This window comes from Curtobacterium sp. Arg-1 (genome assembly GCF_025643395.1).
In the GTDB taxonomy this organism is placed as follows: Bacteria; Actinomycetota; Actinomycetes; order Actinomycetales; family Microbacteriaceae; genus Curtobacterium; species Curtobacterium poinsettiae.
Genome location: NZ_CP095731.1, coordinates 1,043,051 through 1,066,336, shown reverse-complemented (window position 1 = coordinate 1,066,336; position 23,286 = coordinate 1,043,051). Strand labels below are relative to the sequence as shown.

The 23,286-nt window shown below is 71.0% G+C and carries 25 protein-coding genes and 1 tRNA gene; 13 read left to right on the top strand and 13 right to left on the bottom strand.

Annotated elements, in window-relative coordinates; genetic code table 11:
- Positions 1 to 113 precede the first annotated feature (113 nt).
- Both MXD64_RS05120 and MXD64_RS05115 read left to right on the top strand, forming a co-directional pair.
- The gene (locus tag MXD64_RS05120; RefSeq protein ID WP_140449359.1) at positions 114 to 767 is read left to right on the top strand and encodes an FMN-binding negative transcriptional regulator; all 654 of its coding nucleotides are present in this window, start codon (positions 114 to 116) and stop codon (positions 765 to 767) included.
- Positions 764 to 2,233 carry an amidohydrolase gene (locus MXD64_RS05115; RefSeq protein WP_263137209.1) on the top strand — a complete coding sequence of 490 codons (1,470 nt, stop codon included), beginning with the start codon at positions 764 to 766 and terminating at the stop codon, positions 2,231 to 2,233. Before MXD64_RS05120 ends, MXD64_RS05115 begins: the two co-directional genes overlap by 4 nt.
- Before the next feature lie 36 nt (positions 2,234 to 2,269).
- Here MXD64_RS05115 and MXD64_RS05110 read toward each other — a convergent pair whose 3' ends face one another.
- From MXD64_RS05110 to MXD64_RS05100, 3 genes are read right to left on the bottom strand one after another with little or no spacing between them, the layout of a single operon-like run.
- Positions 2,270 to 3,199 carry an Fpg/Nei family DNA glycosylase gene (locus MXD64_RS05110; RefSeq protein WP_017886030.1) on the bottom strand — a complete coding sequence of 310 codons (930 nt, stop codon included), beginning with the start codon at positions 3,197 to 3,199 and terminating at the stop codon, positions 2,270 to 2,272.
- 52 nt (positions 3,200 to 3,251) lie between these two features.
- The gene (locus MXD64_RS05105; RefSeq protein WP_140449357.1) at positions 3,252 to 3,740 is read right to left on the bottom strand and encodes a ribose-5-phosphate isomerase; all 489 of its coding nucleotides are present in this window, start codon (positions 3,738 to 3,740) and stop codon (positions 3,252 to 3,254) included.
- A 46-nt stretch (positions 3,741 to 3,786) separates the two neighbouring features.
- The gene (locus MXD64_RS05100; protein ID WP_111024194.1) at positions 3,787 to 4,428 is read right to left on the bottom strand and encodes a helix-turn-helix domain-containing protein; all 642 of its coding nucleotides are present in this window, start codon (positions 4,426 to 4,428) and stop codon (positions 3,787 to 3,789) included.
- On the opposite strand from MXD64_RS05100, the gene MXD64_RS05095 reads away from it, so the two are divergent.
- Entirely contained in the window at positions 4,427 to 4,945 is a 519-nt protein-coding gene (locus tag MXD64_RS05095) for a GNAT family N-acetyltransferase (RefSeq protein ID WP_263137208.1), read from the top strand. The genes MXD64_RS05100 and MXD64_RS05095 overlap by 2 nt on opposite strands.
- Positions 4,946 to 5,011: 66 nt before the next feature.
- Here MXD64_RS05095 and MXD64_RS05090 read toward each other — a convergent pair whose 3' ends face one another.
- On the bottom strand, positions 5,012 to 5,572 hold the full coding sequence (locus MXD64_RS05090; RefSeq protein ID WP_263137436.1) for a mycothiol-dependent nitroreductase Rv2466c family protein: 561 nt from the start codon (positions 5,570 to 5,572) through the stop codon (positions 5,012 to 5,014).
- 213 nt (positions 5,573 to 5,785) lie between these two features.
- Between MXD64_RS05090 and pepN the strand changes: the two genes are divergently transcribed.
- From pepN to MXD64_RS05075, 3 genes are all read left to right on the top strand, one after another.
- A complete protein-coding gene (gene pepN / locus MXD64_RS05085; RefSeq protein WP_263137207.1) occupies positions 5,786 to 8,365 on the top strand; it encodes an aminopeptidase N in 2,580 nt (859 codons plus the stop codon).
- A 75-nt stretch (positions 8,366 to 8,440) separates the two neighbouring features.
- Positions 8,441 to 9,511, top strand: coding sequence for a mechanosensitive ion channel family protein (locus MXD64_RS05080; RefSeq protein ID WP_017886036.1), 1,071 nt, complete (start codon positions 8,441 to 8,443; stop codon positions 9,509 to 9,511).
- On the top strand, positions 9,508 to 10,002 hold the full coding sequence (locus tag MXD64_RS05075) for a globin (protein WP_017886037.1): 495 nt from the start codon (positions 9,508 to 9,510) through the stop codon (positions 10,000 to 10,002). The genes MXD64_RS05080 and MXD64_RS05075 overlap by 4 nt, the downstream gene beginning before the upstream one ends.
- A gap of 310 nt (positions 10,003 to 10,312) precedes the next feature.
- On the opposite strand, the gene MXD64_RS05070 is transcribed toward MXD64_RS05075, so the two are convergent.
- Both MXD64_RS05070 and MXD64_RS05065 read right to left on the bottom strand, forming a co-directional pair.
- Positions 10,313 to 11,155, bottom strand: coding sequence for an NAD(P)H-binding protein (locus MXD64_RS05070; RefSeq protein WP_031259241.1), 843 nt, complete (start codon positions 11,153 to 11,155; stop codon positions 10,313 to 10,315).
- An 89-nt stretch (positions 11,156 to 11,244) separates the two neighbouring features.
- On the bottom strand, positions 11,245 to 11,946 hold the full coding sequence (locus MXD64_RS05065; protein WP_031259242.1) for a hypothetical protein: 702 nt from the start codon (positions 11,944 to 11,946) through the stop codon (positions 11,245 to 11,247).
- A 92-nt stretch (positions 11,947 to 12,038) separates the two neighbouring features.
- Between MXD64_RS05065 and MXD64_RS05060 the strand changes: the two genes are divergently transcribed.
- A complete protein-coding gene (locus MXD64_RS05060) occupies positions 12,039 to 12,902 on the top strand; it encodes an acyl-CoA thioesterase (protein WP_017886040.1) in 864 nt (287 codons plus the stop codon).
- Here MXD64_RS05060 and MXD64_RS05055 read toward each other — a convergent pair.
- Both MXD64_RS05055 and ettA read right to left on the bottom strand, forming a co-directional pair.
- On the bottom strand, positions 12,889 to 13,341 hold the full coding sequence (locus MXD64_RS05055) for an acyl-CoA thioesterase (RefSeq protein WP_263137206.1): 453 nt from the start codon (positions 13,339 to 13,341) through the stop codon (positions 12,889 to 12,891). The genes MXD64_RS05060 and MXD64_RS05055 overlap by 14 nt on opposite strands.
- A 32-nt stretch (positions 13,342 to 13,373) precedes the next feature.
- Positions 13,374 to 15,059, bottom strand: a complete 1,686-nt coding sequence (gene ettA / locus MXD64_RS05050; protein WP_263137205.1) for an energy-dependent translational throttle protein EttA — start codon at positions 15,057 to 15,059, stop codon at positions 13,374 to 13,376.
- 189 nt (positions 15,060 to 15,248) lie between these two features.
- Between ettA and MXD64_RS05045 the strand changes: the two genes are divergently transcribed.
- A complete protein-coding gene (locus tag MXD64_RS05045; RefSeq protein WP_017886043.1) occupies positions 15,249 to 15,983 on the top strand; it encodes a hypothetical protein in 735 nt (244 codons plus the stop codon).
- A 73-nt stretch (positions 15,984 to 16,056) separates the two neighbouring features.
- Here MXD64_RS05045 and MXD64_RS05040 read toward each other — a convergent pair whose 3' ends face one another.
- The 3 genes from MXD64_RS05040 to msrA all read right to left on the bottom strand — a co-directional run bounded on the left by MXD64_RS05040 (position 16,057) and on the right by msrA (position 17,637).
- Positions 16,057 to 16,749 (bottom strand): single-stranded DNA-binding protein, encoded by a 693-nt coding sequence (locus MXD64_RS05040; protein ID WP_052481732.1) that lies wholly within the window; start codon positions 16,747 to 16,749, stop codon positions 16,057 to 16,059.
- Positions 16,750 to 16,868: 119 nt separating this feature from the next.
- Positions 16,869 to 17,072 carry a hypothetical protein gene (locus MXD64_RS05035; RefSeq protein WP_017886045.1) on the bottom strand — a complete coding sequence of 68 codons (204 nt, stop codon included), beginning with the start codon at positions 17,070 to 17,072 and terminating at the stop codon, positions 16,869 to 16,871.
- Positions 17,073 to 17,109: 37 nt separating this feature from the next.
- Positions 17,110 to 17,637, bottom strand: a complete 528-nt coding sequence (gene msrA, locus MXD64_RS05030) for a peptide-methionine (S)-S-oxide reductase MsrA (RefSeq protein WP_042538560.1) — start codon at positions 17,635 to 17,637, stop codon at positions 17,110 to 17,112.
- A 150-nt stretch (positions 17,638 to 17,787) separates the two neighbouring features.
- On the opposite strand from msrA, the gene MXD64_RS05025 reads away from it, so the two are divergent.
- A complete protein-coding gene (locus MXD64_RS05025) occupies positions 17,788 to 18,054 on the top strand; it encodes a hypothetical protein (protein ID WP_017886047.1) in 267 nt (88 codons plus the stop codon).
- 89 nt (positions 18,055 to 18,143) lie between these two features.
- The gene (locus tag MXD64_RS05020; RefSeq protein ID WP_263137204.1) at positions 18,144 to 19,448 is read left to right on the top strand and encodes a hypothetical protein; all 1,305 of its coding nucleotides are present in this window, start codon (positions 18,144 to 18,146) and stop codon (positions 19,446 to 19,448) included.
- A gap of 73 nt (positions 19,449 to 19,521) precedes the next feature.
- On the opposite strand, the gene MXD64_RS05015 is transcribed toward MXD64_RS05020, so the two are convergent.
- Positions 19,522 to 19,594, bottom strand: a tRNA-Arg gene (locus MXD64_RS05015).
- Positions 19,595 to 19,704: 110 nt separating this feature from the next.
- On the opposite strand from MXD64_RS05015, the gene MXD64_RS05010 reads away from it, so the two are divergent.
- From MXD64_RS05010 to MXD64_RS05000, 3 genes are all read left to right on the top strand, one after another.
- Positions 19,705 to 20,496, top strand: coding sequence for an acylneuraminate cytidylyltransferase family protein (locus MXD64_RS05010; RefSeq protein ID WP_214584662.1), 792 nt, complete (start codon positions 19,705 to 19,707; stop codon positions 20,494 to 20,496).
- Entirely contained in the window at positions 20,493 to 21,365 is an 873-nt protein-coding gene (locus MXD64_RS05005) for an N-acetylneuraminate synthase family protein (RefSeq protein ID WP_017886049.1), read from the top strand. Before MXD64_RS05010 ends, MXD64_RS05005 begins: the two co-directional genes overlap by 4 nt.
- Positions 21,366 to 21,503: 138 nt before the next feature.
- Positions 21,504 to 23,057 carry a DUF6716 putative glycosyltransferase gene (locus tag MXD64_RS05000; RefSeq protein ID WP_263137203.1) on the top strand — a complete coding sequence of 518 codons (1,554 nt, stop codon included), beginning with the start codon at positions 21,504 to 21,506 and terminating at the stop codon, positions 23,055 to 23,057.
- Here the strand turns inward: MXD64_RS05000 and MXD64_RS04995 are convergent.
- A complete protein-coding gene (locus MXD64_RS04995) occupies positions 23,001 to 23,261 on the bottom strand; it encodes a thioredoxin family protein (RefSeq protein WP_017886050.1) in 261 nt (86 codons plus the stop codon). The genes MXD64_RS05000 and MXD64_RS04995 overlap by 57 nt on opposite strands.
- Positions 23,262 to 23,286 lie beyond the last annotated feature (25 nt).

Below are 23,286 nucleotides of genomic sequence, written 5' to 3'. Positions count from 1 at the left end.
TCGAATCCCGACCACAAGACTTCTTTCAATGCGCTCTGAGAGTTTTACCGCGCAGAAACACCAGCGAAACCACGCCCGTCGCAGGACCCGGCTCGTTGTGCCACGCTCGGAGGATGCGCCACACACCGCACTTCCTGCTGACCGACGTCGACGAGGTCCGACGCCTCATCACCGGGAACCCGTGGGCGACGATCGTGTCGCACACCGCGGACGGACTGGTCGCCTCGCACTACCCGGTGCTGCTCGAGACCCCCGGCCCCGACGACGACCCGGACGCCCTCGTCCTGGTGTCCCACGTCGGCCGACCCGACGAGGTCGCGCACGAACTCGGACAGCACGAGGTCCTCGTCGTGTTCCAGGGCCCGCACGGCTACGTCTCCCCCGCCTGGTACCCGCCGGAACAGTTCGTGCCCACCTGGAACCACGTCACCGCCCACGTCTGGGGCACCCCCGAGATCCTGTCCGACGACGAGAACTTCCGGGTGCTCGGCGAACTCGTCGACCACTTCGAGCACGTCATGCCCTCGCCCGTGTCGTTGCAGGTCGACGAGGAGACCGCCCGCCGGATCGCGAAGGGCACCGTGGGCATCCGGATCCGCGTCACCCGGTTCGACGCCCGCGCCAAGCTGTCGCAGAACAAGGCCCCCGAGGTGATCGACCGCATCGTCGCCGGCCTGCGGGGCGACGGCCCCTACGCGTCGCCGGCGCTCGCCGACGAGATGGCACGAGCGCACGCTGCGCGCGCTGACGACCAGGAGGCTCGATGAGCGAGATCCTGCTGCGCGCCGTCCGGCGTGTGGGCACCTCCGGGGCCCCTGCCGACATCCGCATCGTCGACGGTCGCGTCACCGAGATCGCCCCGACCGGCACGCTCGACCCCTCGAGCGTCGACACCGACGTGGTCGAGGCCGGCGGCGCCTGGCTCGGTCCGGGCCTGCGCGACCACCACACGCACTTCGACCAGTGGGCGCTCGTCCGCCGCCGTGTCGACGTCACCGGCTGCGACTCCGCCGAAGCGACCGCCGACCTGCTCGCCGCCGTCGCGCGGGCGGGCGTGACGGACCGCGTCCTGGTCGGACACGGCTACCGCGACGGGACGTGGCCGCGCCCTGCGCGACGCGAGCTGCTCGACCGTGCCGCACCGAGCCTCCCGACCGTCGTCATCAGCGCGGACCTGCACGCGGTGTGGTGCAACGCCCTCGCGCTCGCGCACTTCTCCGCCGCTGTCGGCCGCCCGCTCGAGGCGGGCGAGGACGGGGTCCTGCGCGAGCAGGACGCGTTCGACGTGACCGGTGCGTTGTCGCAGGTGCCGGACGATGCGCTCGACGCGTCCGTGGCGGACGCTGCCGAAGCAGCGGCGGCCCGCGGGGTGACGGGCGTGGTCGACCTCGAGATGCGCTTCGGGCTCGACCGCTGGCGCCGCCGGATCCACGCCGGCACCGACGCGATCCGGGTCGCGTCCGGGGTGTACCCGGCCGAGCTCGACGAGGCCATCGCCCGGGGGCTGCGCACCGGCGACGTGGTCGAGGGCACCCGTGGGCTGCTCACGATGGGACCGTTCAAGGTGGTCACGGACGGGTCGCTCGGCACGCGGACCGCCGCGATGACCGACGGCTCCGGCGTGCTCGCCTGGCCGTTCGAGGACCTCGTCGCGATCACCCGGCGTGCCGTCGACGCCGGACTCGTCCCCGCGATCCACGCGATCGGCGACCGTGCGAACGCCCTGGCCCTCGACGTCTTCGAGACCGTCGGGACCCGCGGCACGATCGAGCACGCGCAGTTGCTCGTCGACACCGACGTCGACCGGTTCGCCCGGCTCGGGGTCGCCGCGTCGGTGCAGCCCGAACACGCCATGGACGACCGGGACATCGCCGACCGGCACTGGGCCCGGTACACCGACCGGGCGTTCGCCTTCGCCTCGCTCGCACGGGCCGGAGCGCGCCTGCTGCTCGGGTCGGACGCCCCGGTGGCGCCGCTCGACCCGTGGGTCTCGATGGCGGCGGCCGTCGGGCGGGACCGCGACGGCCGCGATCCGTGGCACCCGGCCGAACGGCTCTCGTCGCTCGTCGCGTGGCAGGGGTCGACCGACGGGCGGGTCGGGGTGTCCGTCGGCGACGTGGCGGACCTGGTGTTCGTCGAGTCCGACCCGCTGGCGGCATCGTCCGCCGCTCTGCGCGGCATGCGGGTGCTCGGGACGGCCGTCGCCGGGCGGTTCACGTACCGGGAGCTGTGAGCAGGAGGACGGGCGGGTGCGTCCGTGTTCCGTGGGCTACTTCTGGTCCTTCGGGCACCAGTAGAGCTTCCGGCCGGCCATGTCGGCCATCCGGATCTCGGTGCCGCACACCCGGCAGGGCTCGCCCTGACGGTGGTAGACCCAGTGGCGGTCCTTGCGGGAGCGCAGGGCCTTCTTGTGGTCGGCCTCGGACAGGTCGTCCATCGTCATCATCAGACCGTCGCGGACGCCGTCGTGCAGCAGCTTCGACCAGTCCGCCCAGAGCGCCTTGGCCTGCTTGACGGTGATCTTCTTGCCCGGCTTGTACGGGTCGATGCGCTGCCGGAACAGCAGTTCGGCGCGGTAGATGTTGCCGATGCCGGCCACCACGGACTGGTCCATGAGCAGCTGCCCGATCGCGACGTTGCGCTTCCGGACGTTGTCGACGAAGGTCTTCTCGGCCTCGGGCCCGTCGTCGTTCATCGGGTCGGGGCCGAGCTTGTCGAGCGCGCGCTGCACCTCGGCCGGGGTCTCCACGACGCACGCGGTCGGGCCGCGCAGGTCGGCGACGGTGTCCTCGGTGAGGATCCGCACGCGCACCTGGCCGACCGGGTCCGGCGGGAACGACTCGATCGGGTCCTCCGCCTTCTCCTGCTCGGCCATCCGGTAGCGGGCGAGCCGCGGTGCGCCGATCGAGCTGAGCGACTCTTCGCGGTCGTCGTCGTCGGACAGCGCCTCGGCGGTGGAGATCACGCCCGCGAAGTCCCACGCGCCGTACAGGCCGAGGTGGACGCGGAGGAACAGGTCGTCCTCGAACTCCAGGAACATCTGCTTCGCGACCGCCCGGGCGGCGATCAGGCGCTTGCCGTCGAGCTGCGCGGCCCCGGCGGCGAAGCGGCCCTGGGGACTCGACACCTCGCAGCGCTTGCCGACGAAGTGCCGGGTGAACTGGTTGGCGATGCGGTGGACGGAGTGACCCTCGGGCATTGGTCTTGTCTACTCGGTGCTGCTCGGTGTTGCTGGACCGTGGGTCCGAGCCCTACGCGTCGATCTGGCGACCGGCGATCAGCCCGGTGGTCTCGTACTCGGCGAGCTGGGCGATGCGGCGGGCGTGGCGCTCCTCGCCCGAGAACGGCTCGGCGATGAACAGGTCGACGAACCGGATCGCCTCGTCCTCGGTGTGCTGGCGCGCGCCGATGGAGATGACGTTGGCGTCGTTGTGCTGACGGGCGAGCAGCGCGGTCGACTCGTTCCAGACGAGCGCGGCCCGGATGCCCTCGACCTTGTTCGCGGCGATCTGCTCGCCGTTGCCGGAACCGCCGAAGACGACACCGAGGGCCTGGACACCGTCGCGCTGGTCCTGCACCACGGCGTGCGCGGCGTTGATGCAGAACGAGGGGTAGTCGTCGAGCGCGTCGTACTCGGTCGGACCGTGGTCCACCACCTCGTGCCCGGCTTCAGTCAGGTGGGTTGCGAGGGTCTTGTTGAACTCGAGGCCGGCGTGGTCCGTTCCGAGGTGGATGCGCATGGAACCGATCCTATTCCTGCGGCTCCGGGGCCCGGACCACCACGGACTACGGTGCGCGGACCACCACGACGAGGTACCGGGTGGGGTCCTCGCCCGGGTTGCGGTACACGACGTCGGCGGGGTCGCCGAGCTCGATCCGGTCCCCCGCCGCCAGCCGCGTCGGCTCACCGCCGACGACGACCTCGAGCACGCCGTCGACGACCCAGATGCAGTGCCGCAGGAACGCGTAGGCGGACGCCGGGTAGGCCACTTCGCGGCCGGCCGGGAGGCGCACCTCGGTGACGTCGGCGGGGAACGCCGCGCTCGAGACCGGACGGCGGCGGTACCCGGTGTCGGGATCGGTCCAGGAATCGGCGGTCGCGCCGCGTTGCACCCCACGCGCCTCGTCGGGGTCGGTCACCCTGGGCACCTCGTGCTCCAGGGCATCGTCGAGGAGCTGCGAGATCGTCAGGCCGAAGGCGCCGGACAGCCGGCCGAGGATCGTCGCGGTGGGGCTGGAGACCCCGCGCTCGACGCGGTTGATCATCGCCCGGGAGACGCCCGACTCCTCGGCGAGCTCGGTGAGGCTCCACCTGCGCTCGGTGCGGAGGCGCTGGAGCCGTTCGCCGAGCGCCCGCTGCTCGGCGACCGAGGTGTCGTCGGCGCCGGTTGCGGGATCGGCATGCGCGTCGTCTACGATGTGAGACATGACGACAGCATATGCGACGAACGGGGTCGTGATCCGCGACTGCACCCCGGCCGACCTCGACGTCGTGCACGCCCTGCACGTCGATGCCGTGCTGCACTCCACCGCCATCTGGCAGGACATCCCGCACCCGCGTCCGTACTTCGACGGGTGGCTCGCCGAGCGGCAGGGCGGCGGGTACCCGGTGGTCGTGGCCGAGGTCGACGGGGTCGTGGCTGGCTACGCGACGTACTCGCAGTGGCGGCAGCCGGACGGGTACCGGCAGACCGTCGAGCACAGCGTCTACGTGGTCGAGGCGTCCCGCGGCCGGGGCATCGCGACGACGTTGATGGCCGAGTTGGTCGCGCGGGCCACCGCCGAGGGCCGACACGTGATGATGGCCGGGATCTGCAGCACCAACACGGGGTCGATCGCCCTGCACGAACGCCTGGGCTTCGCCACGGTCGCTGTCGTGCCCGAGGTCGGACGCAAGTTCGACCGCTGGCTCGACCTGAAGCTCATGCGGCTGCCGCTCGTCTGACGCGACGGGCGGGGCGGGCGCACCACGGGCCTCCCGGCCACCCGTCCCTCGCCGGTCGGCGCCGGATCAGTCGGTGGTGTCGAAGATCGGGCCGACGGTGCGCGAGCGCTTGAGCTCGAAGAACGCGGGGACCTTCGCGACGGCGACGACGCCGTCCCACAGGTCGAGCGCCTCCCGGCCCTTGGGGGCCGGGGAGATGACCGGTCCGAAGAATGCGGTGCCCTCGACGGCGATGACCGGCGTGCCGACGTCCTGCCCGACACGGTCGATGCCGTCCTGGTGGCTGGCGCGCACGGCGGCGTCGACCTCGTCGGTCCAGGCGTACTCGAGCAGGTCGGCGACCAGGCCGAGCTCCGCGAGCACGGCGGGGACGACCTGCTCGGGGTCGGACTCCTGGCGGAGGTGGATGTGCTCGCCGAGGGCGTCGTACAGCGGCTTCACGACGTCCTGGCCGAGCCGGAGCTTCGCCGCCGTGACGATGCGCGGGTAGACCTGGCCGGCGTGCAGGCGCTCCTTGTAGCTGTCCGGCACGTCCTGGTCCTCGTTGAGGACGAACAGGCTCATCACCTTCCACGTCACGTCGAGGTCGCGGTGCTCGGCGACCTCACCCACCCAGCGGCTCGTCATCCAGGCCCAGGGGCAGTTCGGGTCGAACCAGAACTCCACGGCGGTGCGCTCGGTGGTGGGGTCGGTCGGGTTGTCCACAGTCGTCTCGGTCACGATCCGAGCGTACGCGGCGTCGCTAGGCTGGAACTCATCGTCCCGCCGGCGCACGACGCCGTCCGGGGCCCCGTACGCGGACACCGATCGTCCGCGTCCCCAGCGAAGATGGAGCGTTGCGTGCCCGGAGAGAACCTCACCCGAATCGAAGCCCAGGAGCGCGCGGCCGTCGTCGCCGTGCAGACGTACGACGTCGAGCTCGACCTGACCCGCGGCGCCGACAGCTTCGGCAGCACCACGCGGGTGCGCTTCACCGCCACCGCCGGCGCATCGACCTTCATCGACGCCATCACGAAGACCGTGCACTCGATCACGCTGAACGGCACGGCGCTCGACGTCGCCGCGGTGAACGACGGCGTGCGCATCCAGCTCGACGACCTGCAGGAGCAGAACGAGCTCGTGGTCGTCAGCGACGCGCTGTACACGAACACCGGTGAAGGCCTGCACCGCTTCGTCGACCCGGTGGACGACGAGGTGTACCTGTACTCCCAGTTCGAGGTCCCCGACTCGCGCCGCATGTTCGCGGTGTTCGAGCAGCCCGACCTGAAGGCCGAGTTCTCTTTCACCGTGACGGCGCCGTCGCGGTGGCAGGTCGTCTCGAACTCCCCCACGCCGGAGCCGCACGTCGACGGCGACGTCGCGACGTGGGCGTTCCCGCCCACCGCGCGCATCTCGAGCTACATCACCGCGCTCGTCGCCGGCCCGTACGAGGTCGTGCGCGACGAGCTGACCAGCCGCGACGGCCGGACGATCCCGCTCGGCGTGTTCGCCCGCAAGTCGCTCGCCTCGTACCTCGACCCCGAGTACGTGTTCGAGACCACGAAGAAGGGCTTCGCGTACTTCGAGGAGAAGTTCGACGTCGCCTACCCCTTCGACAAGTACGACCAGCTGTTCGTGCCGGAGTTCAACGCCGGCGCGATGGAGAACGCCGGGGCCGTCACCTTCACCGAGACCTACGTGTTCCGGTCGAAGGTCACCGACGCCATCAAGGAGCGCCGGGTCGTCACGATCCTGCACGAGCTCGCTCACATGTGGTTCGGCGACCTGGTCACCATGAAGTGGTGGAACGACCTGTGGCTCAACGAGTCCTTCGCCGAGTGGGCGTCGACGATCGCCACGGCCGAGGCCACCGAGTGGACCGAGGCCTGGACCACGTTCCAGGCGATGGAGAAGTCCTGGGCCTACCGCCAGGACCAGCTCCCCTCGACGCACCCGATCGTCGCGACGATCAACGACCTCGAAGACGTCCAGGTCAACTTCGACGGCATCACCTACGCGAAGGGCGGCTCGGTCCTCAAGCAGCTCGTCGCGTGGGTCGGCATCGACGCGTTCTTCGCCGGTGTCTCCGCCTACTTCAAGAAGCACCACCACTCGAACACCGAGCTGCGCGACCTGCTCGTCGAGCTCGAGGCGACGAGCGGCCGTGAACTCACCGAGTGGTCGAAGCTCTGGCTCGAGACCGCGGGCGTCAACACCCTGCGCCCCGAGATCGAGACCGACGAGTCCGGCGTCATCACGTCGTTCACGGTCCTGCAGGAAGCCCCCGCCGACTACCCGACGCTGCGCCCGCACCGTCTGGCCATCGGCGTCTACGCGTTCCGGAACGACGAGTCCGCACCGTTCGGCGCGGACACGGCATCCGCCGGCGGCAAGCTCGAGCGGGTCCAGCGCGTCGAGATCGACGTCGACGGCGCCCGCACCGACGTGCCCGAGCTCGTCGGCGTGCACCGCGGCGACCTCGTGCTCCTGAATGACGACGACCTGGCCTACGCCAAGATCCGTCTCGACGAGCACTCCCGGCGCACCGCGATCGAGCACCTCGCGTCCATCGCGAACCCGCTCGCCCGCTCGATCGTCTGGGGTTCCGTGTGGGACGCCACGCGCGACGCCGAGTCCCCCGCCAGCGACTACGTCCGCCTGGTGCTCGGCAACATCGCGACCGAGACCGAGTCGACCACCATCCGCACGACGCTCTCGCAGCTGCTGCTCACCGCACGCAACTACGTGGCGCCGGGCTCGGTCGAGGCCACGGTCCGCACCGTCGGCGACACGCTCTGGCAGCTCGCGTCCTCGGCCGAAGCCGGTTCGGACGCGCAGTTCCAGTTCGTGAAGTTCTTCGCGCAGATCCCGTCCACGCCCGAGCACGTCGCGACCCTGCAGGGACTGCGCGACGGTTCGGTCACGCTGCAGGGCCTCGAGATCGACACCGACCTGCGCTGGGAGCTGCTCGAGGGCCTCGTGCTCGCGGGCGCCGCGGGCAGCACCGAGATCGACGCCGAGCTCGCTGCGGACAAGACCGCGTCCGGCGAGCAGGCCGCGGCCCGCGCCCGGGCGACGATCCCGACGGCCGAGGGCAAGCTGGCGGCGTTCTCGTCGCTGGTCGACTCGTCCGAGCTGCCGAACGCGATCGTGCGGCAGACCACGGTCGGGTTCCAGCACGTGAACAGCCCGGTCCTGCTCGAGGGCCTCGTGCCGAAGTACTTCGAGGTGCTCACGCGCATCTGGGCCGAACGCAGCTACCACATGGCGGACACCATCGTCTCGGGCCTCTACCCGGCGCCGCTCGCGTCGGCCGAGCTCCGTGACGCCGCCGCCGCGTGGCTCGCGGAGCACCCGGAGACGCCGGCGCTGCGCCGCATCGTGTCCGAGAGCCTCGCGGGCACCGAGCGGGCGCTCCGGGTCCAGGCCGCGGACGCCTGAACCCTGCGCTGATCCGGCGGGGTCTTGGTGTTCCTCCAGGGACGCCGAGGCCCCGCCGCTTAGCATCGACCGGATATGAACCTGGCTGCAGCAGACACCACCGACGTCCCGAAGTGGGCGTCCAACGCGTTCCTCCAGTTCGTCGACGCCTGGCAAGCACCGATCACGATCGTCATCACGATCCTCGCGGCGATCGTCCTCCGGCTGATCCTCCGTCGCATGATCAAGCAGGTCGTCGACCGGATCGTGAACGGCGTCAAGAAGCGTCAGGGGGCGGCCGACACCCAGGCCCTCATCGCCTCCCCCGTGCAGACCGCGCGTGTCGTGCAACGGACCCGGACGCTCGGCAGTGTCCTCGAGAACCTGGCCACCGTGGTCGTCGTCGTGATCGCGCTCGTGGTCATCGCCACGGCGTTGTGGAAGGGTGCCGCGGTCGGCATCGTCGGCGGTGCGTCCCTCGTCGCGGCCGGCCTCGCCGTCGGCGCCCAGTCCATCGTGAAGGACCTGTTGTCCGGCATCTTCATGATCCTCGAGGACCAGGCCGGCGTCGGTGACGTCGTCGACACCGGGCAGGCCACCGGCGTCGTCGAGAACGTCGGGCTGCGCGTCATGCAGATCCGCGACGTGAACGGCATCCTCTGGTTCGTCCCGAACGGGCAGATCCTGCGCGTCGGCAACCTTTCCCAGGGCTGGTCACGGGTGCTCGTCGACATCACCGTGCCGTACGACACCGACATCGACGCCGTGCAGGACGCCCTGCTCAAGGCCGCCGTGACGATGTCGCAGGAGCCGCGCTGGCGCCAGCGGATCGTCGAGAAGCCGGAGATCTGGGGCCTGCAGTCGATCACCGACGCCGGGATGGTCTTCCGCCTGGTCGTGAAGACCCGCGCCTCTGAGCTCGACGTCGTCGGCCGGGAGCTCCGCACCCGACTGAAGCACGCCGTCGACGAACTCGGCATCACCCTGCCCGCGATGGCGATGATCATGCCCGAGGGCTGGGAGAACGCCACCTCGATCAACGGGCTGCGCACCGTCCGCACCCAGCCGATGGCTGCGCCCACGAAGCCGCGGCGCACCAAGCGCAACATCCTCGGGCAGCCGATCCGCACGGACGACGAGCCCGACAGCGGGAAGGACCCCCGATGACCGACCTCACACCCCCGACCGGCCCGGGTGGGCCAGGAGCACGTGGCTCGCTCGGCATGCCCGGCGTCCCCGCGCAGCCGATCACCCTGCGCGTCGGTGAGCACGGCACCTCGGCCACCGGGTCGCTGTACGAGCGGATCGGCGGTGCCCCCACCTTCGACCGGCTCGTCCGGCGCTTCTACGAGGGCGTGCAGCAGGACGAGGTCATCTGGCCGATGTACCCGGCCGACGACCTCGAGGGTGCGATCTGGCGCCTCTCCGCCTTCCTGCAGCAGTACTGGGGCGGGCCGGGCACGTACAGCGAGCAGCGCGGGCACCCCCGTCTGCGGATGCGCCACAACCCGTTCCGCATCACGTCCGAGGCGCGGGAGCGCTGGCTCCACCACATGCACGAGGCGGTCGAGTCGCTCGAGCTCGCTCCCCTGGACGAAGCCGAGCTCTGGGGCTACCTCGACCGCGCTGCCCACGCGATGACGAACACCTTCGACTGACGCGCGTCCGGCGCGGACGCCGTCGTGTCGTCGAGACGCCTCCGGATCCGGCGGCGTCTCGACGCTCCCGCGGTGTCTTCCGCGGACGCCGGCGTGCAGTGATCGTCACGAGCGCCGGACGGGAGGCCCGTGGCGGCGTCGCCACGGGCCTCCCGTCCGGCGGTTCCTGCGTTCTCGTGCTGGCGAGACGCCGGCGTCTCCGTCCGACGCCGCCACGTGCGTTCCGCGCCTCCGAATTCGACGGCGTCTCGCGGAATCGGCGGCGTGCCCGCGGGACGCCGGCGTCTTCGGGCAGTGCGTCTCAGCGCGGTCAGCGGACGTACGAGCCGGAGGCGAGGTCGTCGACCAGCGACGGCCGTGACGGCCGCCAGCCGTGGGCCGACCGGGCGTGCGCGCCGGACGCCTCTTGGTGCAGCAGCAGCGCGTCGGCGAAGTCCTGCCCGAGCCGTTCGCGGCTCGCATCGACGCTCTCGGCGACGACCGGTGCACCGTGGGCCCCGGCCTCGGCGAGCTCGCGCACGGTCGGGTTGTCCCCGGTCGCCGCGACGATGTACCCGTCGAGCTCGCCGCGGTGCAGCGCGAGGACGTAGAGCTCGCCGAGGTCGTCCACGTGCACCGTCGTCCACCGCTGGGAGCCGTCCCCGACCAGCCGCACCGGCTGCTCGCCGTCGCCGACGAACATCGCCGGGATGCCCGCGCCGCGTCCGTACACGATGCCGGGCGCGACGATGGTGCTCCGGACGTCGCTCGCGCGCAGCAGGGCCTCGTTCGGACCGCGCCACGCGGTCAGCGCCGGCGGGTCGATCGGCGACTGCTCCGAGATGTCCGTCGAGTCGCCGAAGGTGAAGATCCCGCCGGTGTGCACGAACGGCTTGGGGGTGCCGGCCAGTGCAGCGATCGCGGTGCGGATGAAGTCCGGGTCGACGTCCGGGGCCGATGCCGTGTGGACCACGCCGTCGCTCTCGTGCAGCAGCCGTTCGACGACCTCGGTGTCGGTGACGTCACCGACCAGGGCTCGGCCACCGGCGTCACGGACGTGCTGGGCCTTCTCGTCGGACCGGACGAGTGCGGTGACCTCGTCGCCGTGGGCGACCAGGGAGCGGAGGACGGAGGAGCCGATGTAGCCGGACGCACCGGTGAGGAAGACGTGCATGCGGCCAGCCAACCACGGCGGCCACGCGGCGTGGTCCGCGGCGGTCACCGTCCTCGCCGTCCTCGCCGTCTTCGTCGTCGTCGTCGTCGTTACGAGCTCAGGGTCCAGGCGCGCCGCTTCACGAGCACGTGGCCGCGCGAGGTCGTGAGACGGCTCCACGGACCGGTCTCGAACAGGCGCACCGGGTCGTGCCCGAGGAAGCCGAGGCTCTCGCCGGCGAACCCCGCACCAGCCGGCAGGTGCTCGACGCCGGGGACCGGTCTGCCCCAGACCTCGGCACGGATCCGCCGGACGATGGCCTCGCCCGAGTTGGACGGCACGGCGTCCGCGACCTCGGCGATGCCGTCACGGGTGGCCCGGCGGAGGAGTTCGGGCGAGACGTCCGGCAGCGGGACCCAGCCACCGCGGGGCGGCGAGATGGCCGCCCACGTGACCGTGTGGACCTCGTGCGGCAGCTCGACCTCGATCGGGGTGGCCCGCGTCGGGTCCGCGCCCTCGGCGTGCTCGGCGTCCTGCGTCTCTGCCAGCAGGCGGAGACGCTCGAGCAGCGACTGCAGCGGCACCACGGTGTCGATCGAGGCGGGCTCGGTGAGCGAGAACGTGCGGAGGCCGAGCACCGTCGGCAGTTCGTCGAGCAACCCGAGCGGGTAGAGGATCGCCGTGTAGACGGCCAGGACGCCGGAGTCGGCGATGAGCCGGACCGAGCCGTCCTCGATCCGAGCGGCACGGCCGAGGTACGTGCGGAGGTCACCGAGTGAGGCGGCGTCGGGAAGCGTGAACGAGTTGCCCATGTCGTCCACGATCCTACCGGCCGTCGACGTCGCACCGCCTGGGCGTGGTGACCCTGCATCGAGGCCGGGCAGCCGTTCGTAGACTGCACAGCGTGAACGGCGAACCCGACTTCCTGCGGACCCTGCGACTCGAGGACACCGGCGCGAGCACGGGCGAGACGATCCTGACCGGTGCCAGCCACTGGTCCCCCGGCGGACGGGTGTTCGGCGGGCAGGTCCTGGCCCAGTGCATCGTCGCCGCGCAGACCACGATCGACGGTCGCGACGTCCACTCGATGCACGGGTACTTCCTGCGGCCGGGCGACGTCGACGTGCCGATCACCTTCGCCGTCGAGCGCATCCACGACGGTCGTTCGTTCGCGACCCGCCGCGTGCAGGCGTACCAGCGCGGCGTCCCGATCTTCTCGATGATCGCGTCGTTCCAGGTGCCGGACACCGGTCTCGAACACCAGGACCCGTACCCGGTGGACACCCCGGACCCGGAGTCCCTGCCGTCGGCCGCGTCGATCCTGTCCGCCATCGACCACCCCGTCGCACGGGCGTGGGCCGCACGGTCCATCGACCTGCGGCACGTCGAGGGTCCGGTGTTCATCGACGTGCAGGGCGAGCACGTGCCGCACCAGGCGGTCTGGTTCCGGGTGCAGGGCGACCTGCCCGAGGACCCGGCGCTGCACCGTGCGGTGCTCGGCTACGCCAGCGACATGTCCATCCTCGAGCCGATCATGCGGCGGCACGGCGTCGCCTGGGGCACCCCCGGTGTGAAGAGCGCCAGCCTCGACCACGCGATGTGGTGGCACCGCGACGGTCGCGCGGACGAGTGGATCCTGTACACGCAGGAGTCCCCGAGCGCGCAGGGCGGACGGGGACTCGCGTTGGGGCGGATGTTCTCCCGCGACGGTCAGCTGCTGGCCACCGTCGCCCAGGAGGGCATGATGCGGGTGCCTACGGGCGGCTGAACTGCACCGGGTCCTCGAGGTAGCGCTCACACGCGGCACGCTCGGGGTCGGTCAGCCGACGCGGACGGTTCGTCGCCGCGTCGACCATCACGAGTGCGGTCGTGGCCCGGGTGTACAGGACCGCGGGGGACTGTCCCACGGGCGACCAGACCTCGTACGAGACGTCGATGCTCGCACCGCCCACCCGCCCGATCCACATCTGGATGTCGAGCGGCTGACGGAGGTACGGGATCGATGCCAGGTACTCGAGGCGTTGCCCGGCGATGATCGTCATGGTGCCCGAACCGGGCCGACCGTCGATGATCGGCTCGGGCAGGGCGCCGTCGGGGTCCTCACCGGGGTCGGCACCCCAGAACCCCACGATGCGCGCCTCTTCGAGGAGGCGCAGCATCGCGGAGTTGTTGACGTGGCCGTAGGCATCGATGTCGCTCCACCGCATGCGGATGGGAGCGTGCAGTCTCGCCACGCGGGTCAGTCGCGGGTGAGCTTGCGGTACGTCGCGCGCCCGGGCTTCGCGGCATCGGCGCCGAGGCGCTCGATCTTGTTCTCCTCGTACGCCTCGAAGTTGCCTTCGAACCAGTACCAGTTCGGCGTGCCGTCCTCGTTCAGGCCTTCCCACGCCAGGATGTGCGTGGCGATGCGGTCGAGGAACCACCGGTCGTGCGTGATGACCACGGCGCAACCGGGGTACTCGAGCAGGGCGTTCTCGAGGCTGCCGAGCGTCTCGACGTCCAGGTCGTTGGTCGGTTCGTCGAGCAGAAGCAGGTTGCCGCCCTGCTTGAGCGTCAGCGCGAGGTTCAGACGGTTGCGCTCACCACCGGACAGGATGCCGGCGCGCTTCTGCTGGTCCGGCCCCTTGAAGCCGAACTGCGACACGTAGGCGCGGGACGGGATCTCGGTCTTGCCGACCTGGATGTAGTCGAGTCCGTCGGACACGACCTCCCACAGGTTCTTGTTCGGGTCGATGCCGCCACGGCTCTGGTCGACGTACGAGATGTCGACCGTGTCGCCGATCTTCAGCGTGCCGCCGTCGAGCGGTTCGAGGCCGACGATCGTCTTGAAGAGCGTGGTCTTGCCGACACCGTTCGGGCCGATGACGCCGACGATGCCGTTGCGGGGCAGCGTGAACGAAAGGTCGCCGATGATGACGCGTTGACCGAACTGCTTGCGCAGGTGCTCGGCGTCGATGACCTGCGAGCCCAGACGCGGGCCGACCGGGATCACGATCTCCTCGAAGTCGAGCTTGCGGGTGCGCTCGGCCTCGGTGACCATCTCTTCGTAGCGAGCGAGACGGGCCTTGGACTTCGCCTGGCGGCCCTTGGTGTTGCTCCGGACCCAGTCGAGTTCCGAGGACAGGCGCTTCGCGAGCTTGGCGTCCTTCTTGCCCTGGACCTCGAGGCGGGCGCGCTTCTTCTCGAGGTAGGTCGAGTAGTTGCCCTCGTACGGGTACAGGCGACCGCGGTCGACCTCGGCGATCCACTCGGCGACGTGGTCGAGGAAGTACCGGTCGTGGGTCACGGCGAGGACGGCACCGTGGTACTGCTGCAGGTGCTGCTCGAGCCAGAGCACGCTCTCGGCGTCGAGGTGGTTGGTGGGCTCGTCGAGCAGGAGCAGGTCAGGCTTCTGGAGCAGGAGCTTGCAGAGCGCGACGCGGCGCTTCTCACCACCGGACAGGTGCGTGACGAGCTCGTCCCCCGGGGGGCACTGCAGCGCGGCCATCGCCTGGTCGAGCTGGGAGTCGAGGTCCCACGCGTCGGCGGCGTCGATGTCTTCCTGCAGCGTGCCCATCTCGGCCAGGAGCGCGTCGAAGTCGGCGTCCGGCTCGGCCATGAGCGCCGAGATCTCGTTGAAGCGCGCGAGCTTGCCGTGGATCTCGCCCACGCCCTCCTGCACGTTCTCGAGCACGGTCTTCGTCTCGTCGAGCTCCGGCTCCTGCATGAGGATGCCGACCGTGAAGCCGGGCGTGAGCTTCGCTTCACCGTTGGACGGCTGGTCGAGACCCGCCATGATCTTCAGGATCGTCGACTTGCCAGCACCGTTCGGTCCGACGACGCCGATCTTGGCACCGGGGAGGAACGACATCGTGACGTCGTCGAGGATCAGCTTGTCGCCGACCGCCTTGCGGGCGCGGACCATCTGGTAGATGTACTCAGCCATATCGGCCCCAAGTGTAGTGACACCGTCGGAGCAGCGCTCGCCCGACGCCGGATCGCCGCTTCCCGCACCTGTACGAACCGGCCTGTTGTTCGCGTCACGGACGACGTAGCTTTGCCTCACCCAGCAACTTGGGGCCCGTCGCCCACCACGACGAGGACCAGGATCAGGACCACGGACAGGACGAGGACCATGACCACGCACACGACAACGACCCCGTCGCGGCTCCGCCGCCTCGCGCTCCCCTTCGTCGGAGCGATCGCACTCACCGTCGGACTCATCGCACCGGTGTCGCCGGCATCCGCCGTGGCCCTGCCGAAGGGCGCCCCGTACCTGCTGTACACCGCGAGCATCAGCGCGAACGGCTCGGGGACCGGCTACTCGTCGTACATCAACGTGCACGACGCCCACAACAACGCCTACGCCTTCGGGATCCAGTCGGACAAGGGCTCCACCGTGAGCAAGGGCAAGCCGCGGTACATCTGGGAGCGCGTGCAGAACGGCAAGTTCACGTACGGCTACCTCGGCCCGGCGACGAACAAGCTCACCCCGATCGGCATGCGCTGGTACAAGAACGACGTCGCGACGATGATCGTGAACCACAAGACCGTCGCCAACCTGAAGCTCAACCTGGACGGACGGCTGTTCTTCAACGCCGAGGCCAACGCCCGTCTGAACGGTGACGTCGTGCACTCGACGGTGCAGAACACCCGCATCACGGTCGGCGACCGCAAGTCGAACACCGGGCTGAACGGCAAGTGGAACACGGGCTTCTCGTTCCACGGCCTGAAGGCCACGCAGACCAACAGCCCGCGGGTGCAGGGTGCGAGCTTCAAGATCGACGGCCGTGTGACCGGGCTGCCCCGCGGTGGCAACTGGGACACCGACCAGGTCTCCGGCATCGGGATGATCGCCCAGAAGTGGTGACCGACGCGAGGCGGTGAACCGCACGCGGAACACGCGGCCTGACCCGGCGCACCGACTCCGATCGGCTGCCGGGTCAGGCCGCTTCGTCGTGGTCGGTGCGGTCGGCGTGGTCGGCGTGGTCGTCGAGGGGTGGCGCAGGGTCCCAGGGCGCGGCGTCCTGCTCGAGGACGTGTTCGGACGGCCCCGCTGGCTCCGTGCCGTCCCCGAGGGTCGGTGCGCCGTGCAGCGCATCGGCGTCGTCGTCCGACCCCGGGTCGGTCGACGGTGCGTGTTCGTGGGGCTCTGCGGTGTGCTCCCCGCGGTCGGGTCCGTCCGCGGCGCCGTGACCCACAGCGGGGTCACGGACCTCGCCGGTGCGGGGGTCCACCCCACGCAGTCCACCGTGACCCGATGCGGCGTCGCCGACCTGCCGCGGAACCCGCAGCCAGTTGCTGATCCCCCACGCCAGGTCGTGGCCGATGCCGTCGGCGTCGATCTCGACCGAGGTCCCGCCACGACCGTCGCGTTCCCACGTGCGGATGCGAACCCGGCCGGCGACGACGATCCGGTCGCCCTTCTTCAGGGACTTGAACACGTTCGACGCGAGCGACCGGAACGCGGTGACGGTGTACCAGTTGGTCGCACCGTTGACCCAGGCCGAGGTGGCCCGGTCCCAACGACGCGAGGGTGACGCGAGCCGGAGACTCGTGATGGCGATGCCGGTCTCGGTGACGAGGTGCCGGGGCTCGGTGGCGACGATTCCGCAGACGGTGATGATGTCGTTCATGGGTCGATCGTCACGGAGCCCGGGGCTGCCTCAGCAGCCCCGGGCTGGATCTGTGGCGTGTGGACCCGATCAGGCGACCTGTGGAGGACGAGTCCCCCGGGCCTCCTGTCCGGACCCGCTCAGTGCGCTCGGAACTCGGGCCGGGCGGCCAACGGTCCGAGCGCGGCGTGGACCGCGCCCTTCGCGGACTCGAGGGACGGGTAGGGCCCGCCCGCCCGTCGGCGTCCGTAGAGCTCGACCTCGAAGCCGTCCGCCGCGCGGTGGATGCTTCCCACTGCTCCGGCCGGACCGATGGCGACCCAGGTTCCCGTGTTGTCCGTCATGTTCGAACCACCTCCTCGTGGCCCTGCCGCCCCGGGGTCAGGACGCCAGGATGTACTGACTGTAGGCCTTCCGGACCTTGTTCACCTTGGGCAGCGCGACCGCGAGGCAGTAACCCTGCCCGGGGTTCTTCGCGAAGAAGTCCTGGTGGTACTCCTCTGCCGTGAAGAACGTCGAGAGCGGCTCGATGGTGGTGACGACCCCGCCGTCCCAGATGTCCGACGCCCGCTCGATCGCGCGCTCGAACAGCTCGCGCTGCGCGTCGTCGGCCGGGAACATCGCCGAGCGGTACTGCGTGCCGACGTCGGCGCCCTGCCGGTTCAGCTGACGGGGGTCGTGCAGCGTGAAGAAGACGTCGAGGATCACCTCGGCTGGGATCACCGACTCGTCGAACGTCACCGCGACCGCCTCGGCGTGCCCCGTCGTCCCGGTGCACACCAGTTCGTAGGACGGGTCGTCGACCTGTCCGCCGATGTAGCCCGACACCACGTCCTGCACACCCTGGAGCGTGCGGTACACGGCGTCGAGACACCAGAAACATCCACCTGCGAGCACGAACGTGGTCATGACGACACCCTCTCTCCGGGCCACGCGTGCGGCCCACTCGTTCCTCCACAACAGTGTGCGCGGAGACCCTGTTCCCCAGATCGGACGGCACCCCTCGGCGTGTCGGTGGTCCCCCGTAGCGTCGGCACCACACCGACCAGGAGGCCAGCGATGCAGACCATCACCGAACCCGCACTGCGGATCCGCACCGTCCCGCTGGCCCGCGCCCGGGGCGACTACCGCATCCTCGACGTCCGCGACGACCTGAGCCGCGTGACCCGGGCCAACGGTGAGATCGTCGGCTACGTCGACCGCATCGACGTCGCCGGCGACACCGCCTACCGTGCGCGCCGGTACGTCGCGACCGAGCGCCGGTTCGTCGAGCTGCCGAGCGTCTGGTCCGCCGACGACGCCGTGGACACCCTGCGCTGGTCATGATGTTCCACATTGGAATCATCTGCGCTGGGATGCGCGGAACGCCGTCCGACCTCCCCGACGCCTGATCGTCCCGTGGGTATGGTGCGCACATGGACTGGTGGAACGACCTGACCGACTGGACTTCGTCCGACACGGGGTGGCGGGTGCTCTCGGGCGCTGTGATCCCCTTCGTCGCGATCGTCGTGGCTGGTGTCATCGCGGCGCTCATCGGGCGCAGCGCGACCAAGCGGGTCGTGGCGCTGCAGGAGCGGGAATCGAAGAACGCCGCCGTGGCCGCGATCCTGACGGCTGCGCGCAAGGCTGCCGCGTGGGGATCGCTCGGACACGACGAGCGCGCCTACGCCGACCACCTGGCCGAGGACGCCGACATCCGGCTGCGCCTGCTCGCCGTGCAGGGTGCGCCGCTGGCCGCCAACTGGGCCCAGCACGAGATCGCCGACATCAAGAAGAACTCGTCGACGTTCAGCTTCCAGGCGGACCAGTCCCTCGCCGAGTTCCGTGACCGCCTGCTCGACTGGCAGGCACGTCCGAGCCGTGCGCGCAAGCTCTTCAAGGCCGACCTCGAGCGCTGGAAGTTCGAGTCTCCGGACCCCGACGCCGACCTGATCAAGCGCCAGCAGGACTGGAACGCCGACCAGGGCGAGGCCCCGCGCACCCAGGCGCAGGCCCCGGCCCCGGTTGCTCCGGTCGAGCGCGCCACCCCGACGACGACCTCGCTGCGTCCGGCGCAGCGCCCCGCATCAGCGCCTTCGGTCCCGGCAGCCACCGCACCCGCTGCTGGTTCGCCCGCTGCCGGTGCGGCTGCGCCCGGAACCACAGCCGCCGGATCCACCGGTGGGACGACCCCGTCGTTCTCGGTGAACCGCGGTGCCGGCACGAACCAGAACCGCGGGAGTACCGACCCGAACGCCACACGCTCCTTCGGCGAGAACACCACCCGCGTCTACGGCGACGACGAGGCTGCGCCGCCGGTGCGCCCGGCGCTCGGCACCCCGACCTCACCCGCACGCTCCACCCCGGGTCGCAGCACGGACGACACCGAGGCCGTGGACGACGCCAGCGCCACCCGTGCCTTCGGCGGCGCGAGCGCCACCCGTGCGTTCGGCGACACCGACCGCGCACCGCGGAACGACCGCCCGTCCTCTGCCGACCGCGCCGTCGCGACGCCCACGGCAGCCGAGGCGCACGTCAACCGCACACCGGCGAACGACGTCCCGCCGGCGTCGGCTCCCCGGGTCGAGACCCCCGGAACGACGAACACCACGTCCGTCCCGACGCGTCTGGGCCAGGCCCCCGCCGAACCGGCCGACGCGAACGAGACATCGGAAGCGCCGTACACGCAGCCGATCAGCGCCGCCGAACTCCGGCGCCGCGCCGCGGACGACGACGAGTAACAGCCGCCACGACGCCACAGCGACGAGAACAGGGCCGCCATCCGCACAGGATGGCGGCCCTGTTCGTCTTCGGTGCCCCCGGCAGGAATCGAACCCGCGGCACGGTGGGTAGAAACCACCTGCTCTATCCACTGAGCTACGGAGGCAAGCAGCGTCGATTGTAGCGCCGTGACCAGATCCGGCGGTTGCCCAACGGTCGGCCGCCGTCTGCTCTCCGTTCCCCTCCGGGACACCCGCGCTTCGTAGCGTCCGGAGCATGCGCACCACCGGTTCCGTCCTCGCCGTCGTGCCCGCGCGTGCCGGGTCGAAGGGGATCCCCGGCAAGAACCTCCGCACCGTCGCGGGTCGTTCGCTGGTCCGTCGTGCGGTCGAGTCGGCTCGGCTGGCCGCGAGCATCGACGAGGTGGTCGTCACGACCGACGGCGACGCGATCGCCGCTGAGGCGGTCGCCTCCGGTGCCGCCGTGGTCCGCCGTCCGGCCGAGCTCGCCGGTGACGAGGCATCGTCCGAGTCCGCGCTGCTGCACGTCCTCGACGCGATCAGCACGCCACTGCCCGAGGTCCTCGTCTTCCTGCAGGCGACCTCGCCGTTCATCGACCCGGCCGACCTCGACGCCGCCGTCGCGCGCGTGGTCGACGGGCACGCCGACGCGGTGTTCGCGGCCGCAGCGTCGCACGTGTTCCTGTGGCGGACCGCGCCGGACGGCACCGCGGTCGCGGTCAACCACGACGCTGCGACCAGACCGCGCCGCCAGGACCGTGAGCCGGAGTTCCGCGAGACCGGCGCGTTCTACGTGATGCGGACGTCGGGGTTCCTCGAGCACCGGCACCGGTTCCACGGCCGCGTCGAGCTGGCCGTCGTCGACGGTGCCGGCGCGATCGACATCGACGACGAGGCCGACCTGGCCCTCGCCGAAGCCCTCGCCGGCGCGCGGAACGAAGCCCCCGGCCACGGCCACGCACGCGTCGGCGCCCCTGCCCCCACACCCACCACGACCCGAGACCCATCCCCGACGCGGGCCACCCCCGCACCGAACGGAGCACCATGACCGTCACCATCGGTACGTCCACGATCGGCGCGGGCCACCCCGCCTACCTCATCGGCGAGATCGGCCTGAACCACAACGGCGACGTCGACATCGCGAAGCAGCTCATCGACGTCGCTGCCGACGCCGGCCTGCAGGCCGTCAAGTTCCAGAAGCGCACCCCCGCGATCTCCACGCCGGAGCACATGAAGAACACCCCGCGCAGCACCCCGTGGGGCGACATGACCTACCTGGAGTACCGCTACCGCGTCGAGTTCGACCGCGACCAGTACATCGAGATCGGTGACCACGCGACCCTCCGCGGTCTCGACTGGTTCGCGTCGCCGTGGGACGAGCCGTCGGTGGACTTCCTCGAGGACCTCAACGTCGTCGCCTACAAGATCGCCTCGGCGTCGGTGACGGACCTCGGGATGCTCGCCGCGGTCGCCGCGACCGGTAAGCCCGTCATCCTGTCGACCGGCATGTCCACGCTCGAGCAGATCGATGCCGCCGTCGAGACCCTCGGCACCGACCGCCTCGTCCTCATGCACGCGACGTCGACCTACCCGCTGCCCGCCGAGGAGGCGAACCTCCGCATGATCGACACGCTCGCCCACCGGTACGCGGGCGTCCCCGTCGGCTACTCCGGCCACGAGCCCGGCCTGCAGATCTCGATCGCCGCGGTCGCCCTCGGCGCCACGGCCGTCGAACGGCACATCACGCTGGACCGCACGATGTGGGGCTCCGACCACGCCGCGTCCCTCGAGCCGCACGGTCTGAAGACGCTCGCCCGTGACATCCGCATCATCGAGACCGCCCTCGGCGACGGCGTCAAGCGCATCTTCCCCGGCGAGCAGGCACCGCTCGCGAAGCTGCGTCGTGTCGGCGCGTGAGCGCATGCAGTCGCCATCCGGGCGCCGGCGAGCAGGCACCGCTCGCGAAGCTGCGTCGCGTCGGCGCGTGAGCGCATGCAGTCCCCATCCGGGCGCCGGCGAGCAGGCACCGCTCGCGAAGCTGCGTCGCGTCGGCGCGTGAGCGGAGCGCACGTGAGCACCGCGCACGTGACCGGCCCGGTCGACGGGACCCGCGCCCTGGACGTGCCGGCTGACGGCGGTGGGTCGACCGGCGGACGGGAGGCGCGCCTCCCGTCCGCCGCGTCACCACGCGTCCGACGCGTGGTCGGCCTGGTCGACACCGACTCGTTCGCGAAGTGGGGCGCCCACCTGCTGGCGACCGCGCCAGCCGACTGGGACCTGGAGCTGCGCACCGTGGCGACCCCGCGGTCGGCCAGTCCGAAGCAGCTGCGCTCGGCGTTCCGCGGGTTGGACCGACGACTCGCCCACCTGCACCGCGAACCGCCCGCACCGAAGGACGTCGACGCCGCCGTCGAGGAGCTCCGACAGGACCCGCCGGACGCCGTCCTGGTGTCCTTGATCGGGCCCGTGGCCGAACTCGTGATCGACGAGGTGCACCGGCGGATCCCGGACCGGCCGGTGCTGGTGTCCGGGCTGCCGGGGATCTCGTTCCCCGCGAAGTGGAAGGGCATCTTCTTCCGCGCCCGGGCCGACCTGTTCGTGCTGCACAGCCACCGCGAGGTGCGCGCGTACGAGGAACTGGCGCGCGAGGGCGGGGTCGAGCCGCACTTCGCACTCGCCACACTGCCGTTCGCCCGGGGTGCCGGCGCGACCGGCGGTACCGGCGCGACGGGCGCGCCCGTCCGCGACTCCGTCGTCTTCGCGGCGCAGCCGAGTGTGCCGCTCGAGCGGGCCGACCGAGCCCTCGTCGTGCGCTGGCTCGTCGACACGGCCCGCGCGCACCCGGAGTGGCGCGTCGTCATCAAGACCCGCGCCGCGGCCGGCGAGCACCAGACGCACCGCGAGGAGCACCCGTACCCGGACCTGGTGCCGGCGGACGCCCCGGCCAACCTGGTGGTGGAGAGCGGCCCGATGGCCGACCACCTCGACCGCGCGGTGGCACTCGTGACGATCAGTTCGACGGCCGTCCTCGAGGCTGCGGCCCGGGGTGTCCCCGCGCTCACGCTCACCGACTTCGGGATCGGTCGGCACCTGATCAACGAGGTGTTCGTGGGGAGTGGCCTCGAGGGGGACGCCGTCGACCTGGTCGACGGCCGGTTCGGGGCCGTCCGGCCGGAGTGGATGCGGGACAACTACTTCCACCCGGCCGCCGAGGACGACTGGCAGCGCCGACTGGTGGACCTCATGGCCCGACGGGACGCCGGGAGGCTGGTGGACCGGGCACCGGCTCGGCGGAGCCGTGGTGGGGCGCTGCGACGTGCGTGGGAGCGGAAGAACGCCCTCGGTGGGGCCGATCGAAGCCCGCTCGGGCTGGTCGCGCTGGGCATCGGGGCGCCGATCCGGAGTGCGAAGCGCCTGGCGCGGCGCATGCGGGCACTGATCGATCCGCCGGAGCCCGTCGTGGTGTCGGCGCCGACGTCGCAGCGCGCAGGAGGGCGCGTCGCTGCGCCCGCGTCGGGGGCCGCCGCTGGGACGGCCGCGGCAGCGGCTCGGTCAGAGCGCCTTGGCCACCGCGAGCAGGAGCTGGTCCCGGGTCGGGACGCCGGGTGAACGGAAGACCTCGGTGCCGTCGTCCTGCCGCACGATGATCGTGGGCGTGGACCGGACACCGAGGTCTTCCGCGTCGTCGGGGTGCGCCGCCACGTCGTGTTCGGTCACGGTGAGCCCGGGGACGAGCGCCGAGGCCTCGGCCGACACCCGGCGGGCGGCGGCGCACGGCGCACAGAAGGCGGACGTCCAGAGATCGAGCTGCATGTGGTCCTGCAACGCGGCGGGTGGG